The organism is Phenylobacterium hankyongense (assembly GCF_003254505.1).
Lineage (GTDB): Bacteria > Pseudomonadota > Alphaproteobacteria > Caulobacterales > Caulobacteraceae > Phenylobacterium > Phenylobacterium hankyongense.
Genome location: NZ_QFYP01000001.1, coordinates 2580683 through 2594434 on the forward strand (window position 1 = coordinate 2580683; position 13752 = coordinate 2594434).

At 70.0% G+C, this 13752-nt stretch carries 14 protein-coding genes; 3 read left to right on the forward strand and 11 right to left on the reverse strand.

Annotated features, from left to right (window positions below):
- Positions 1–14: 14 nt before the first annotated feature.
- The 3 genes from DJ021_RS12440 to DJ021_RS12450 all read right to left on the reverse strand — a co-directional run bounded on the left by DJ021_RS12440 (position 15) and on the right by DJ021_RS12450 (position 1957).
- Positions 15–269, reverse strand: a complete 255-nt coding sequence (locus DJ021_RS12440; RefSeq protein ID WP_111457847.1) for a hypothetical protein — start codon at positions 267–269, stop codon at positions 15–17.
- A gap of 362 nt (positions 270–631) precedes the next feature.
- On the reverse strand, positions 632–1396 hold the full coding sequence (locus DJ021_RS12445) for an EF-hand domain-containing protein (protein ID WP_165837205.1): 765 nt from the start codon (positions 1394–1396) through the stop codon (positions 632–634).
- A gap of 99 nt (positions 1397–1495) precedes the next feature.
- Positions 1496–1957 carry a MarR family winged helix-turn-helix transcriptional regulator gene (locus DJ021_RS12450; RefSeq protein ID WP_111457849.1) on the reverse strand — a complete coding sequence of 154 codons (462 nt, stop codon included), beginning with the start codon at positions 1955–1957 and terminating at the stop codon, positions 1496–1498.
- 143 nt (positions 1958–2100) lie between these two features.
- Here DJ021_RS12450 and hppD point away from each other — a divergent pair, with 143 nt between their 5' ends.
- Genes hppD through DJ021_RS12465 form a run of 3 tightly spaced genes read left to right on the forward strand, consistent with a single transcriptional unit; the run spans position 2101 to position 4890 of the window.
- Positions 2101–3156, forward strand: a complete 1056-nt coding sequence (gene hppD, locus DJ021_RS12455) for a 4-hydroxyphenylpyruvate dioxygenase (protein WP_111457850.1) — start codon at positions 2101–2103, stop codon at positions 3154–3156.
- A 2-nt stretch (positions 3157–3158) separates the two neighbouring features.
- Positions 3159–4511, forward strand: a complete 1353-nt coding sequence (hmgA, locus tag DJ021_RS12460) for a homogentisate 1,2-dioxygenase (RefSeq protein WP_111457851.1) — start codon at positions 3159–3161, stop codon at positions 4509–4511.
- Between the two features lie 7 nt (positions 4512–4518).
- Positions 4519–4890, forward strand: coding sequence for a Rieske (2Fe-2S) protein (locus DJ021_RS12465; protein ID WP_111457852.1), 372 nt, complete (start codon positions 4519–4521; stop codon positions 4888–4890).
- A 25-nt stretch (positions 4891–4915) separates the two neighbouring features.
- Here the strand turns inward: DJ021_RS12465 and DJ021_RS12470 are convergent, their stop codons facing one another.
- The 8 genes from DJ021_RS12470 to DJ021_RS12505 form a co-directional block, all read right to left on the reverse strand.
- Entirely contained in the window at positions 4916–5260 is a 345-nt protein-coding gene (locus tag DJ021_RS12470) for a hypothetical protein (protein ID WP_111457853.1), read from the reverse strand.
- An 86-nt stretch (positions 5261–5346) separates the two neighbouring features.
- A complete protein-coding gene (locus tag DJ021_RS18720; protein ID WP_133255002.1) occupies positions 5347–5757 on the reverse strand; it encodes a hypothetical protein in 411 nt (136 codons plus the stop codon).
- A 307-nt stretch (positions 5758–6064) separates the two neighbouring features.
- Positions 6065–7327 (reverse strand): NAD(P)/FAD-dependent oxidoreductase, encoded by a 1263-nt coding sequence (locus tag DJ021_RS12480; RefSeq protein ID WP_111457855.1) that lies wholly within the window; start codon positions 7325–7327, stop codon positions 6065–6067.
- Positions 7328–7441: 114 nt separating this feature from the next.
- Positions 7442–8749, reverse strand: a complete 1308-nt coding sequence (locus tag DJ021_RS12485) for an FAD-dependent oxidoreductase (RefSeq protein WP_133255003.1) — start codon at positions 8747–8749, stop codon at positions 7442–7444.
- 17 nt (positions 8750–8766) lie between these two features.
- On the reverse strand, positions 8767–10095 hold the full coding sequence (locus tag DJ021_RS12490; RefSeq protein WP_165837206.1) for a sensor histidine kinase: 1329 nt from the start codon (positions 10093–10095) through the stop codon (positions 8767–8769).
- A 228-nt stretch (positions 10096–10323) separates the two neighbouring features.
- A complete protein-coding gene (locus DJ021_RS12495) occupies positions 10324–11394 on the reverse strand; it encodes a hypothetical protein (RefSeq protein WP_111457858.1) in 1071 nt (356 codons plus the stop codon).
- Positions 11391–11675, reverse strand: a complete 285-nt coding sequence (locus tag DJ021_RS12500; RefSeq protein WP_111457859.1) for a cytochrome c — start codon at positions 11673–11675, stop codon at positions 11391–11393. The genes DJ021_RS12495 and DJ021_RS12500 overlap by 4 nt, the downstream gene beginning before the upstream one ends.
- A 67-nt stretch (positions 11676–11742) precedes the next feature.
- Entirely contained in the window at positions 11743–13743 is a 2001-nt protein-coding gene (locus DJ021_RS12505; protein ID WP_111457860.1) for an outer membrane protein assembly factor BamB family protein, read from the reverse strand.
- Positions 13744–13752 lie beyond the last annotated feature (9 nt).

Sequence of the window (13752 nt, forward strand, 5' to 3'; positions counted from 1 at the left end):
CGGGCCTCAAGGCCCTAGTGAGGCTTGCGCCGCCCCAGGCCCAGCAGGCCGGGGTAGGGGCCCTTGCCGACCCGGTACAGGCACCAGTCGTCGTCTTCCGCACAGTCGCCGTCGAAGATCGCCTTCTTGCGCGGCGAGATCACCGCGTAGAGCGGCGCGGTCTTGCCGCCGGCGGCCAGGGCGTCGACGCAGGCCTGCTGCTCCGCGTCGGTGAGGCCCAGCAATTCCGCGTGCTCGCATCCCAGGCGGGCCCGCAGGGAGTGCGCCATCGTCCCTTCCAGCTTGCCGGGTGAGGCCGCGGTCGCGGCGGGCGGCGCGGCGAGCGGGGGTCCGCTCAGTTCGGCGGGGCGTTCCACCTGGTGCGGGACGGGCGCCGCGCCGCGCGGGCGGGGCGCTGTGGGTCTGACGGGTTGCTCGGCTGGCGGCGGCGGCGCGGCGCGCGGCGTCAGATAGACCAGCATCGCGGGCGGGTCGGCGGGCGGCCCGGCGGGGTGCGACTGGAGGAAGGCCCATAGCGCGGCGGCGTGCAGCAGGATCGACCCGGCCAGCGCAATGCGGCGGGCGCTGAGCCGCGCCGGGCGTCGGACGGTGCTGGAATGACGGTCGCGCGCCGGCGACGAGGACGCTTCGATCAGGCCGCGCCGCCGTGACGCCGCTCGGCCATCTTCTGCTGCTGGGTATGCGGCAAGGTCGCCAGGGTGAGCTTGCCGTCGCCGTCGGTGTCCAGCTTGCGGAACCGCCGATCGGCCGCGGCCAGGAACTCGGCCAGGGTGATGCGGCCGTCGAGGTCGGTGTCGGAAGCGCTCACCGGCTCGGGCTCGGCCAGGAGGTCGAAGGGCGCGGCGCCTTCCATCGAAGGTCCCTTCGCAGCGCCTCCGGCCGCCGGGGGAGCGCCGTCCTGGCGATGCCCCCGTCCGCCGCCGCCACCACCACCGCCGCCACCACCACCACCCATTCCGCCGCCGCCCATGCCGCCGCCGCCCATTCCACCCATTCCCCCGCCCATCTGGGCGAGGAACAGACGGGCCGGAGCCTCGTTGGCGCCGACCTGCGCGCCTCTGAGGATTTCCGGAACGATGGCGTGTTCGTAGCGGCTGATCTCGGGCCCCGAGATGATGCCGTCCTGGTCCTGGTCGAGCACGTGGAAGAAGGCGGTCGCCTCGGCCCTGAACTCGCTGCGGTCGAGGACGCCGTCGGCGTTCAGGTCGGTCTTGGCGAACCACACGCCGACCGGATAGGGCTCGGATTCGGCGGCCCGGAAGGGCTGGCCGCAGGGGCTGATATAGAGGTTCCTCGGCCCCCGCATGCGCTCGCCGCCACGATCACCCGGCTGGGCTGCGGCCTCGGCCGTGAACAAGGCGAGGCAGAGGCCCAGGCCGTAAACCCATCGTGTCATGAACGCAGCTCGCTTTTGCAGATCAGCAGCCAAGCTGCCGGCCAACTGCGACCGTACGAGGGCCGTCATTTTTCAAAGCGCAGCGGCATGTGTCGAAGTTCATGTCTCCGGGTCCGCCAGGCGTCCGGCGGCGGTCTGCAGGCGTTGCAACATCCCCAGCAGGGTGGCGACCTCGTCGTGGCTGAATTCCGCGAGGATGGCGTCTTCCAGCGCCAGGGCCTTGGGCGCGACCTGGTCGTAGAGGGCGCGGCCCTCGGCGGTCAGCGCCAGCAGGTGGGACCGCTTGTCCTCGGGGTTGGGCGAGCGCCGGACCAGGCCGCGCTCCACCAGCCCGATGGCGGCCCGGCTCACCGTCACCTTGTCCATCCGGGTGGCCGCGCCCAGCTCGAACTGGCTGACGCTGCCGCGCTCGGCCAGCACCGTCACCAGCCGCCACTCCGGCACGTTCAGGCCGAACAGGGCGCGGTAGGCGCCGGCGATCACGTCGCTCACCGTGTTTGAGGCGATCGACAGCCGGTAGGGCACGAACGCGTCGAGCTTGAGCACCCGTGGCTTGGTCATCGCCCGCGCATCTCCGGAACGCTGCATGCGGTTAGGAGCCATGGCCGCCCCCCGCCGTCCAGCCCCCTTAACAAGTATCAATTGACACCACTTTGGCGTGGGAGATAGTTTCTGTTGATACCAAATTTGCAGGGCCCTGGAAAATGAACGCCGATCCGAACAACCCCCTCGGCCTCGATGGCTTCGCCTTCGCCGAGTTCACATCGCCCGACCCGAAGGCGATGGCGGCGCAGTTCGAGCAGCTCGGGTTCGTGGCGGCGGCGCGCCGCCCGGAACGGGGGCTGACGCTCTATCGCCAGGGCCGCATCAACCTGCTGCTGAACGCCGGGCCGGGGCAGGCCGAGGCGTTCCGCGCGGCGCACGGCCCCTCGGCCAACGGCATGGCCTTCAGGGTCGCCGATGCGGAGCAGGCCTATGCGACGGCGCTGGAGCGCGGGGCGGTGGCCGCCGACACCTCGGCGAGCGCGCTGCCGCAGGCCAAGGCCATCGAAGGCATCGGCGGCTCGCTGCTCTATCTGGTGGACGCAGACCCCTTCGCCGACTGGGAGGAAGTCCCCGGCTGGCGTGAAGCCGCGGCGCAGAACGGGGTCGGTCTCGACCTGCTCGACCACCTGACGCACAACGTCCGCCGCGGCCAGATGCGGACCTGGTCGACCTTCTACAATAAGCTGTTCGGGTTCGAGGAGCAGAAGTACTTCGACATCAAGGGCCAGGCGACCGGCCTGTTCAGCCAGGCGATGATCGCGCCGGACCGGGCGATCCGGATTCCGCTGAACGAGAGCCAGGACGACAAGTCCCAGATCGAGGAGTTCCTGCGCGACTACAACGGCGAGGGCATCCAGCACCTGGCGCTGGCCACGAACAATATCTACGAAACCGTCGAGAAGCTTCGCGCCCGCGGCGTGCAGCTGCAGGACACCATCGAGACCTATTACGAGCTGGTCGACAAGCGCGTCCCGGGCCACGGCGAGGACCTGGAGCGGCTGAGGAAGAACCGCATCCTGATCGACGGCGACGTGAAGGAGGAGGGCATCCTCCTGCAGATCTTCACCGAGAACCTGTTTGGGCCCATCTTCTTCGAAGTGATCCAGCGCAAGGGCAACGAAGGCTTCGGCAACGGTAACTTCCAGGCGCTGTTCGAGTCGATCGAGCTCGATCAGATCCGCCGGGGCGTCATCAAGGTGGAGCCCGCGGAGTAGGCATGGCCGACGACATCACGTCCCGGGCGGACGCCGCGGCGATCAAGGCCGCGGGGCTGGGCTATCAATCCGGCTTCGGCAACCACGTCTCGACCGAGGCGGTCGCCGGGGCGCTGCCGGCGGGGCGGAACTCGCCGCAGCGCACGCCCTACGGCCTCTATGCCGAGCAACTCTCCGGCAGCGCGTTCACCGCGCCGCGGAGCGAGAACCGCCGGTCGTGGCTGTACCGGCTGCGGCCGACCGCCAGCCATCGGCCCTACCGGCCCTACGCCGGCGGCGCCCTGGTCCGCTCCGGCCCGTTCGACGAGCTTCCGCCCAGCCCCAATCGGCTGCGCTGGGACCCGCTGCCGATCCCTGAGGCGCCCACCGACTTCGTCGACGGCCTGGTCACCTACGCCGGCAACGGCGACCCGGCCGTCTCGGCCGGGACGGCTATCCACCTCTACGCCGCCAACCGCACGATGCGCGATCGGGTCTTCTACGACGCCGACGGCGAGCTGCTGATCCTGCCGCAGGAAGGCGCGCTGCTCCTGACCACCGAGCTCGGCCGGATGTCGGTCGCGCCCGGCGAGATCGCGGTGATCCCGCGCGGCGTCCGCTTCCACGTGGCGCTGCAGGCGCCGACCGCGCGCGGCTATGTGTGCGAGAACTACGGCGCCCTGTTCCGGCTTCCGGAGCTCGGGCCGATCGGCTCCAACGGCCTGGCCAACGCCCGCGACTTCCTGACCCCGCAGGCCTGGTTCGAGGACCGCGACGCGCCCACCGAGGTGGTCCAGAAATTCCAGGGCCGGCTGTGGACCACCACCCTCGACCACTCGCCGTTCGACGTGGTGGCGTGGCATGGCTCGCTGGCGCCGTACAAATACGACCAGGCGCGGTTCAACACGATCAACACGGTCTCGTTCGACCATCCCGATCCGTCGATCTTCACGGTCCTGACCTCGCCCTCGGAGCTGCCGGGGACTGCGAACTGCGACTTCGTGATCTTCCCGCCTCGCTGGATGGTGGCGGAGGACACCTTCCGGCCGCCGTGGTTCCACCGCAACGTGATGAGCGAGTTCATGGGCCTGGTGCACGGGGCCTACGACGCCAAGGCCGGCGGCTTCGCGCCCGGCGGCGCGTCGCTGCACAACTGCATGAGCGGCCATGGACCGGATCGCGAAAGCTATGAGCGCGCGGTGACCGCCGAGCTGAAGCCGCACAAGATCGACAACACCCTGGCCTTCATGTTCGAGAGCCGCTGGGTGATCCGGCCGACGCGGTTTGCGACCGACACGCCGCTTGCCCAGCTCGACTACGACGACTGCTGGGACGGCTTCACCAAGGCCCAGGTCCCGGGCGCCGACGCCTCGTGATTGTCGGATGACCACCGAGGCCGCGCCGGCCCGGCTGGACAGGACGCCGGCCGGCGTTCGCCTGTGCGCGTTGACGGACATCGCCGAACGCGGCGCCCGCGGCTTCGTGCTGCAGATCGGCGAGGCGCGCTTCCACGGCTTCGTCGTGCGGCGCGGACCGGAGGTGGTGGGCTACGTCGACCGTTGTCCGCACATGGGGTTCCCGCTGGTCCAGGTGCTCGACGCCTATCAGACCCCGGACGGCCGGCTGCTGCAGTGCGCCTGGCATGGCGCGCTGTTCGAACCCGAAGACGGCCGCTGCGTCGGCGGGCCTTGCCTGGGCGCGTCGCTGACGCCCTGGCCGGTGCGGACCGTCGACGGCGCGGTGGTCACGGCCTAACCGGCGCTGGCCCTGGAGCGGGCAGCTACCAGGGCCGTTCCCAGCGTTCTCGTTCCCACCGCTCGTGCTGATGGTGACGTTCCCAAGGCGGGATGTCCGAGTAGGCATAGCTCGGCCCATAGCGATAATAGCTGGGCCCGTAGCCGTAGTAGGGAGACATGTAGACCGCCCGAGGGTGGATCCGGTGGCGGACCGGCCGCCACACGCGTTCACGCACGACGATGGTCCTGCGAACATACCTGACCTCGGGACGGTAGGTGGTCACATACCGCCCCTCGTAATAGCGGCCGCGGTCGTGGGCCGACGCGACGCCGGCCGACAGCAGCAGCGCCAGGCCGGCGAGGGCGACAAGGGTCTTACGAACTTTCATGGGCATCTCCACGCGTCCCACGACGGAGGCTGCGCGCCGGCGCCTGAACCGGACATGACCTAGTGCGCCGCTCGTTGGGCCTCGCGCTAACCGGGGTCCGAGGGATCGAGGCCGGCCGGCTCGCGCGGCTCATCCGGCGCCTTGGTCTTCGAGGGTCGAAGGTAGTCCATGCAGCCGTCGACGAAGGCGGGGCTGCGCTGCTCGGCGGCCGCGCAATAGCGCTTGACCTTGATGTTGTTCTGCTGCGCCCAGCGATAGCCCTCCCTCCGCTCATCGGCGTCGTAGGCGTGTCGAGCGCGCTCATAGTCGAGCTGCTGTCGCTCCCACTGCTCCTGCGTCGTCATCGGCTTGAAGGTGGGGTAGCTCGGCGGCTTCGCCGTCCGGGCGACCCGGGCCACCCGGGCGGGGGTCGGCGCCTTCAGTTTGACGACCGGCGGAGGCGCGGCTTGCGGCTCAGGGGTCGCCTGGACTGTCGTCGCCGCCGGCGGAGGGGCCACGGGCTCTACGGGCTCTACGGGCGCTACGACCGCCGGAGTGTCCACGGGCGCGGCGAGGCGCGCGGGCTCGTCCCGGGGCGCGGCCTGGATCTTGTCGGGACCCGGCCCAGGGCCCCTGACCAGCGTGCTGACCAGCGCGCCGGCGCCCAGGGCGACCCCCGCGAGGAGGCCTAGCCCCAGGATCGCGGACGGCGTCCGACCGCTGCTCCGCTGGAGTGCCGGCTGGCTCCGGTAGCGATGCCTGGCCATGCGATTCACTTGAAGGCGCTCTTGTTTCTAGAAGCGCCGCCTTGGGCTCAAAGTTCCCTTACGCGCCGGTGATCAGTCGCGCGCCCCGATGATAGGTGACGTAGCTCCACAGCCAGTCGAGCGCGACGAAGAACCGGGCCCGCAGGCCGATCAGAAAATACACGTGGATGAAGCCCCAGAAGAGCCAGCCGGGCAGTCCCGTCAGCTGGATGGCGCCCAGCCTCACGACCGCTGCGCCACGGCCGATGGTGGCCAGATCGCCGGCGTGCCGGTAGCGGAACGCCGGCGGCGGGGACCGCCCGGACAGCCGCCTGGCGATCAGCCGGCCGACATAGGCGCCCATCTGCTTGGCCGCGGGCGCGATGCCGGGGACCGGTCGGCCGTCCGGCGAGGCAAGGGCGGCGGCGTCGCCGATCACGAAGATCTCGGGGTGGCCGGGCAGCGACAGGTCCGCCGCCACCTGCGCCCGGCCGGCCCGGTCGTGTTGGCCAGGAAGGTCGGCCGTCAGGGCCCCAGCCCTCACCCCGGCGGCCCAAAGCACCGTGGCGGCGTCGATCCGCCCGTCCTCGAGCGTGACGCCCGAGGCGTCGACGTCGACGACCTTGGCGCGGGTCCTGACATCGACGCCGTAGCGGGCCAGGCGGCGCGCGGCGTCGGCGGCCAGGGCCTCGGAAAACGTCGGCAGGATCCGCGGCCCGGCCTCCACCAGCACGATGCGGGCGGCGGCCGGGTCGATGTGGCGGAACTCCGACTTCAGGGCGTCGCGGGCGATCTCGCCGATGGCGCCGGCCAGCTCGACGCCCGTCGGCCCGCCGCCCACCACGACGAAGGTGGTGAGCTCAGGCGCCGCCCCGTCGTCGCCGGCCAGCTCGGCGCGCTCGAACGCGGACAGAATCCGCCGGCGGATCTCGAGCGCGTCCTCGATGGTCTTCAGGCCGGGCGCGAAGGCCTCCCAGGAGTCGTGGCCGAAATAGGAATGCGTGGCGCCCGTGGCGATCACCAGCTGGTCGTAGGCGACCGGCCCGGCCTCGGTCAGCACCTGATGCGCGGTCGGATCGACGGCGACGACCCGGCTCATCAGCACCCGGGCGTTGGCCTGGGTCTTGAGCAGATGGCGGATCGGCCACGCGATCGCGGCCGGGGACAGGGCCGCGGTCGCCACCTGATAGAGCAGGGGCTGGAAGGTGTGGTGGTTCTTGGCGTCGATGACCACCACCTCGACCGCAGCGCCGGCCAGCGCTCGGGCCGCCTCCAGGCCGCCGAACCCCGCGCCCACGATGACCACCCGAGGTCGGACCGCGGCGATGGCCTGCCCTCTCATGTCGCGTCCTCCCGCCCTCGGCGCTTTTATAGGGTCGCGACCCCTGGGAGGCGAGGGCGGCCGCCGGCTGCCCCATACCACGCGAGGGGGCGGGTGCGCCTCGGGACCAGGCGCCTAGCGTCGGAGGTCCCGGAGCCACGCCAGGGGACGCCTGGGCGCGAACGCCCGCAGCCGATGAGCGGTCCCGAGAACGCTGGTGTCGATGGTCAGGGTCCGGCGATACCGCGAAGACTTCAGGGCGCGGCGGTCGGACGCCTGTTTGCCGGTGTCCTGGTAGAATTCGGCGATCTTCTCGCGCCCCATGCCCGCCGTCTGGAACCAGCGCGGCAGGTGCGCCGTGCACAGGCGTTCCACATCGGCCATCAGCCGGGGGACGCCGGCGCCGGCCGCCGGACAGGAGGACTGGAACGCGTCGCCGACCACCACCACCCCGTCCTGCTCGTGGTTCTCGATGGCGGAGAGATCCATGACCCAGGCCTGCACCGGGCTGGCCATCTGGAAATCGCCGAGGAAGCGCGAAAGACCCGGCAGGGTGGCCAGCAGCGTCGCCTTCGGCGCTCGTATCAGCTCGCCCACCCATGGGTCGCCTTGATCCCGGAAGGTGAAGAGGTTGGCGCGCATGACCTCGCCGACCGGGAAGACGTTCAGATAGTCGACGCGGTCGGCCACCGTCTCTCCGTAGTAGGTGAGGGCGGGGAAATCGAACGCCTGGCCGGGGGCGGGGGAGATGCTGAACCCGAATGAGATCGAATGCTTCTCGAAGGTGACGCGCCGCGCAATTCCGATCTTCTCGCGCAGGATGTCGCCCATGCCGGTGGCGAGCACGACCAGGCGCGCCTCGAGCACCTCGCCGCCGGCGAGCTCAACCCGCTGGAGATCCGGGCCCGTCTCGATGTCCGCCACGCGATCGACGAGGAACTCGACCGACGCGGGCAGCTGCGCGCGAAGCGTTCGCACGATGTCCTTGTAGAGGATGCCGTAGTGCGCGCCCTCGGACCGGTCGATGATCTGGCCGCGGCGCGCGTTGACCACCTGGTCGAAGGGCGTGGCGGCGGCGGCCAGGACGTCGAGCAGCCCCAGACGGCCGAGCGCCTCGATCGTGTAGCCCGTGAACTTCTCCACGCGGAATTGGGCCGGAAAGACCGCATAGCGATCGATCAGCGCCACGCGATATCCGGCCCGGCCGAGCACGACGGCCGCGAGCGAACCGCTCAGACCGCCGCCCACGATGGCCACGTCAACCTGCCGGGTGGGGCTTCCGACCGGCGCGCCCGGATTTTCGTTCGGAAGCGAGGCGACAGCTGCTTCGCGCGCTGCGACGTCGGTCATGGGAGCCTTTTTCGCCGGAGGGACTGCGTACGCCGCGGGTGCGTCGGACAGCCGACGGATCGCGAGGCGTTTGAAATCGGAAAATCGGCTCACACGTTCCTTGTTGCTGGTCAGAGGAGCCGGCTCTGCGCCTCCTTGACGAACGGCGGCGCGTCGGCCTCGCGCAGCCGTACGACGAACGTCACGCCCTCGCCCTGCTCCACGGTCAGGATGGCGCCCGCCTGCTGCACGAGGGAGCGGATCAGGCGCATGCCCAATCCTTCACTCGACCCGGGCGGCGGCAGGCCCCGGCCGTTGTCGGAGACCGACAGGGTCAGGGTGTCGCCCGCGTGGCGCAGCTTCACCAGGATCACGCCGCGGGCCGGCGGCGGGTAGGCGTGCTTGACGGCGTTGGTGACCAGCTCGTTGACCACCACACCCAAGGCGACGGCCCTGTCCAGCGGGAGGCTGGTGGCCGGCTGGGCGTCGAGCTCGATCCGAATCCGATCATCGGGCAGGAGGGATCCGGAGAGCCGGTCGCAGAGCTGCTGCAGATAGCCGGCGAAGTCGACGTCGTCGCGGCTGCTCGATCGGTAGAGACTGGCGTGGACGTCGGCGATGGCCTGGATGCGGTCGATGGCCCGCTGGAGCTGGTCCTGCACCTCAGGTTGATGGCTGGCGCGCGCGTGCATGCTGAGCATGACCGACACCATGCTGAGGTTGTTCTTCACGCGGTGGTTCAGTTCCTCGAAGAGCTCCAGGTGACGGCTCTCGGAAAGCTTGCGGTCGGTGACGTCGACGATGAAGGCGGCGAGCTGGCCTCGGCCCACCCGGCTGAGGTGGATCTCGTACCACCGGTCGGTGGCGGGGCTCTGGAAGTCGAAGGTGACCGTGTCCCCCGCGGTGGCGCGATTGCAATGCTCCAGCCATCCGGTCACCGGGACCGGCAGCACCTCGCTCACCCGCCGCCCGACGATCGAGGTATTCGCCGACAGAATGCGCAGGATCGCGGGGTTGGCCTCGAGGATCAGATAGTCCGTCGTACGACCCAGTGCGTCCTGAGCAGGCTCGATCAGCAGGAAGCCGTCGGAGACGCACTCGAACAGCGTGCGGTAGCGCAGCTCCCGTTCGGCCAGCAGGGCGTTGGTCTGCCGATAGCGCCGGATCAGGGTGCGGATCCGCGCCCCGGCGAAACCGACGAGCGAGCTCGCCACCAGGAAGATCGCCATGTTGGCCGCCTTGGTCGGCGCGTCGAGCACCGCCCGCGGTTCCACGAAGAAGAACCAACCTGAGAACACGCTGCCCGCGACCGCGATCACCGCGCCCGGCCAGCCGCCCAGCAGGCCCGCGGCGAGCACCGCCGGATAGTAGAGCCCGAACTCCGTCAGGTGCGGGAACACGCGGCCGAGTTGGGCCCGCAGCACGGTGGCGACGATCACCAGGCCGGCGCCGGCAAGCACTCCGCCAAGGCTTTTCGGTGGGCTTTCCGGTCGACCGGACATGGCTGGCGCCCGCCCTCCAACTCCGCCGCCCTTGGACGTCACCGTACGCCGTTCAGACGGCCTTTGTGAGCTCGCGCTCCCGATATGGCCGCCGACAAGGTGTCTCAGAATTCAGTGCTGCGCCTTTGACATATGATGGTCAGGCGCACTGGCGTTGTTCGACGGCGCTTTCGCCGGGGCGCGGGCCTAAGCCGCTGCGTAGTCGTAGGCGTAGGTCCAGTGCGCCTCCTGGCCGGGCGGGACGACCAGGGTGATGAAGGGCTCCACCGCCACGACCGAGCGGATGGACCACAGCTGCATCTTCGACAGGGGGTGGTCGCCGTGGAACGTGACGCCGGCCCGCAGGCCATCGTCGTGGACGGTGGCGCTGTTGTCGGCCGCCGTCGTCCCGAAGCCTTCGATCGACGAGCTCACCCGGTCCTTGTCCCGCAGCGTCTTGAGATAGGCGATGCTGCGGCCGCGGATGGCGGCGGCCTCGGCCGATGGCGGCCTTCCCGAGGTGATCTGGAACGGCGTCGTGATCGACAGGCCTTCGCCCAGCGCCGCACCGCCAAAGGTCAGGAAGTTGTGGTTGTAGACGGTCGTGACGATCGGCTTCGTCCCGGTGTTCCGCAGGCTGTGGGCGATCAGCAGCCGCGGCTGGCCTTTCGGCAGCCGCAGGGTCTTGGCGTAGACGTAGCCATAGCCCGTCGTGGGCTCCGCCAAGGTGTGGGTGAAGGTGACGGCGTCCTTGCCGATCTTCACCGTGCGGCGGCCGGGCTCGACGAGGTCGTAGGTGCGGAACGGCGAGTACTTCGCATCGTCCGGCCGGCGCAGCACGCCGACGCCGATCTTGACGAAGACGCCGCCCGGCGCGGCCTCGGCCCAACCCGGCGGGGTGTCGAAGTCGAACTCGTCGGCGGGCCCGACCATGGCGGTGTTCGGGCCGGCGACGATGTCGTCGCCGTCATAGGCGAAGTCGCGCACCTCGCCGGAGATGCGGTCGAACCAGGGGCCGTAGAACTGGCGATCCTTGTAGGCGAGGGCGCTGACGACACCCGATCGGTCGAAGCGGGTTCCGCGATAGAAGGCCTTGTCGCCTTCGGGCAGCAGCACCGTGGCCGTGATCAGCCCGTTGGTGATCGTCGCCGACGGCGCGGCGGCGATCTGCGCGCGCGCATCCATGACGCCAGCTTGCGGTGCGGCGGCGGCGGGGGAAAGGGCCAGCGCGGCGGTCAGGGCCGCGACGAGCAGGCCAAGGTCGATCCGGCCGCTCACTGGGTCGCGGAGTAGTTGTCGATCAGATAGGCCTGGATGGCCTTCAGCTCCGCGTCGGTGACGTTGGCGCCGTTGGACCGCATCCGCTGCAGGATCGCCGGCCATTCGTCGGCCGTATGGCTGCTCTGGGTGATGACCCCCAGGTCGTGACACGCCTGGCAGGACCGTTTCAGGACCGCCTCGGGGGCCTCGGTCGTTGCAGCGGCCTTGGGGGCCGGCGCCGACGGAGCGGGCGGCGAGCCGCCCTGCGCCGCCCCGGCCGGCAGGGCGGCGGCGATCACGGCGAGGCTCAGAAACGCTGACCAGGAAGCTCGGGATGAGGACATGGGTGTCTGCTCGGACTGGGGCCTAGGGGAGGGCGTAGGTGACGAGATTGTCGCTGGTCGACGGGTCGCCGACATAGGAGCCGCCGGTCGCCATCAGCGTGACGTACTGCTTGCCGTTGGCGCCCTGGTAGGTGAGCGGCGTCGCGTGCCCGGCGGCGGCGAGCTTGGCCTGCCAGACCTCCTTGCCCGTGCGGGCGTTGAAGGCGCGGAAACGCTTGTCGTCGGTGGCGGCGACGAAGATCAGGCCGCCGGCGGTGACGATGGGACCGCCGACGTTGGGCCGGCCGGTGTTCTGCTTGCCCGGCGGCAGCTTGTCGGTGACGCCGAGCGGCGTGCGCCAGGCGATGTCGCCGGTGCTGACGTTCACCGCCACGAGCTCGCCCCAGGGGCCCTTCTGGCAGGGCAGGCCTTCGTGCACGTCGGAGAACCAGCTGTTCGCCGAGGTCGGCTGCACGAGCTCGCCGGCCGGATTGTAGGCCAGGAACTGCAGGCTGCCGACGTTGGTGATGTTGATGATGTAGTTGCCGTTGGCCTTGTCGAAGGCGCCGCCGCCCCAGTTCACCCCGCCGCCGCTGCCGGGGAAGGTGACCGTGGGAACGTTGAAGCCGAGCGGCTGGTAGGCCTTGGTCCCGACCATCTTGTTCTCGGCGACCCACTTCTTGCAGTAGGCCTCGTGTTCGGGCGTGACGTCCGAGATGTCGGTGTCGAGGTCGATCGACTGCCGCGCGAGCGGCGGCGGCTTCACGGGGATCGGCTGGGTCGGGGAGGCCTTTTCGCCGGGCGTGTCGCTGGCGGGGACGGGGGTCTCCTTAACCTCGAACAGCGGCTTGCCAGTCACCCGGTCGAGGATGAACAACAGGGCCTTCTTGTTGATGGCGGCGACAGCCGGAATGACCTTGCCGTCCCGCTTGACGTCCACCAGCGTCGGGGCGGCCGGCAGGTCGGAGTCCCAGATGTCGTGGTGGATGGTCTGGAAGTGCCACAGGTACTTGCCGGTCCTGGCGTCCACCGCCACCAGCGAGTTGCCGTAGAGGCCGTCGCCGATCCGGTCGGCGCCGTAGCGGTCGTTGGCCGGCGCGGCGAACGGCAGGTAGACGATGCCGCGCTGCTCATCGACGGTGGCCATGTTCCACACGTTGACGCCGGCGCGCTTCTTCCAGCTGTCGCCCGCCCAGGTGCCGAAGTTCGGATCGCCCGGTTCGGGAATGGAATGGAAGGTCCACGCCAGCTTGCCGGTGAGCACGTCGAAGGCGCGCACGTCGCCCTTCGGACCCTCGACCGGGCTTTCCTGACCGCGGGAGCCGACGATGACCAGGTTCTGGAACATCACCGGCAAGGCGTTGCCGGAAAGCGCGCCGTTCTCGAAGCCGTTCATCACGTCGGGCGTGCGCAGCTCCAGCCAGCCCTTGTCGCCGAAGCTCTCGATGATCTTGCCGCTCGCCGCGTCGATCGTCGTGAGCTTGTTGGAGCGGGTCGTGACCACCAGGCGCGGCGCATTGTGGCCGTCGCCGGCCCAGTAGTGGATGCCCCGGGGCGCGGTCTGCTCATTGTTGGGCAGCACCAGCACCCACTTCTCCTTGCCGGTCGCGGCGTCGAGCGCCACCACCCGGTTGAAGGGCGTGCCGAGGTACATGACGCCCTTGATCACGATGGGCGTGAACTGGGACGCTGAGGTGGCCGTGATCACCGCATGCGCGGCGGCGGCCGGACGCGGCGGCGTCGCCAGCGGCGGGGACCGCACGCCGCCCGGCATCGGCATCGGGCGGATCCCCGATTGGGCGATCCAGCGCATCTGGGCCGTCGCCTCGAGCGCCGCGTTGTCCGGCTTGGCCACGCCCGCCGGCCGCATGTCGTAGCTCCACGCGAGCTTGAGCTTGCCGACGTTGGCCGGCGTGATCTGCTTGAGCGGCGAAAAGCGCGTGCCCCCGGCGTCGCGCCCGTAGTTCGGCCAGTCCTTGGCGTCCTGGGCGTGGGCTCCCGTGGCGGCCGCCCCGGCGAGCAGGGCGATCATCAGGGTTCTCATGGAATACTC

Coding starts and splice junctions, on each gene's coding strand:
- hmgA (WP_111457851.1), top strand. CDS start 3,159: ATGGCCGACGACATCACGTCCCGGGCGGACGCCGCGGCGATCAAGGCC.
- DJ021_RS12470 (WP_111457853.1), bottom strand. CDS start 5,260: ATGAAAGTTCGTAAGACCCTTGTCGCCCTCGCCGGCCTGGCGCTGCTG.
- hppD (WP_111457850.1), top strand. CDS start 2,101: ATGAACGCCGATCCGAACAACCCCCTCGGCCTCGATGGCTTCGCCTTC.
- DJ021_RS12440 (WP_111457847.1), bottom strand. CDS start 269: ATGGCGCACTCCCTGCGGGCCCGCCTGGGATGCGAGCACGCGGAATTG.
- DJ021_RS12465 (WP_111457852.1), top strand. CDS start 4,519: ATGACCACCGAGGCCGCGCCGGCCCGGCTGGACAGGACGCCGGCCGGC.
- DJ021_RS12445 (WP_165837205.1), bottom strand. CDS start 1,396: ATGACACGATGGGTTTACGGCCTGGGCCTCTGCCTCGCCTTGTTCACG.
- DJ021_RS12480 (WP_111457855.1), bottom strand. CDS start 7,327: ATGAGAGGGCAGGCCATCGCCGCGGTCCGACCTCGGGTGGTCATCGTG.
- DJ021_RS12450 (WP_111457849.1), bottom strand. CDS start 1,957: ATGACCAAGCCACGGGTGCTCAAGCTCGACGCGTTCGTGCCCTACCGG.
- DJ021_RS12505 (WP_111457860.1), bottom strand. CDS start 13,743: ATGAGAACCCTGATGATCGCCCTGCTCGCCGGGGCGGCCGCCACGGGA.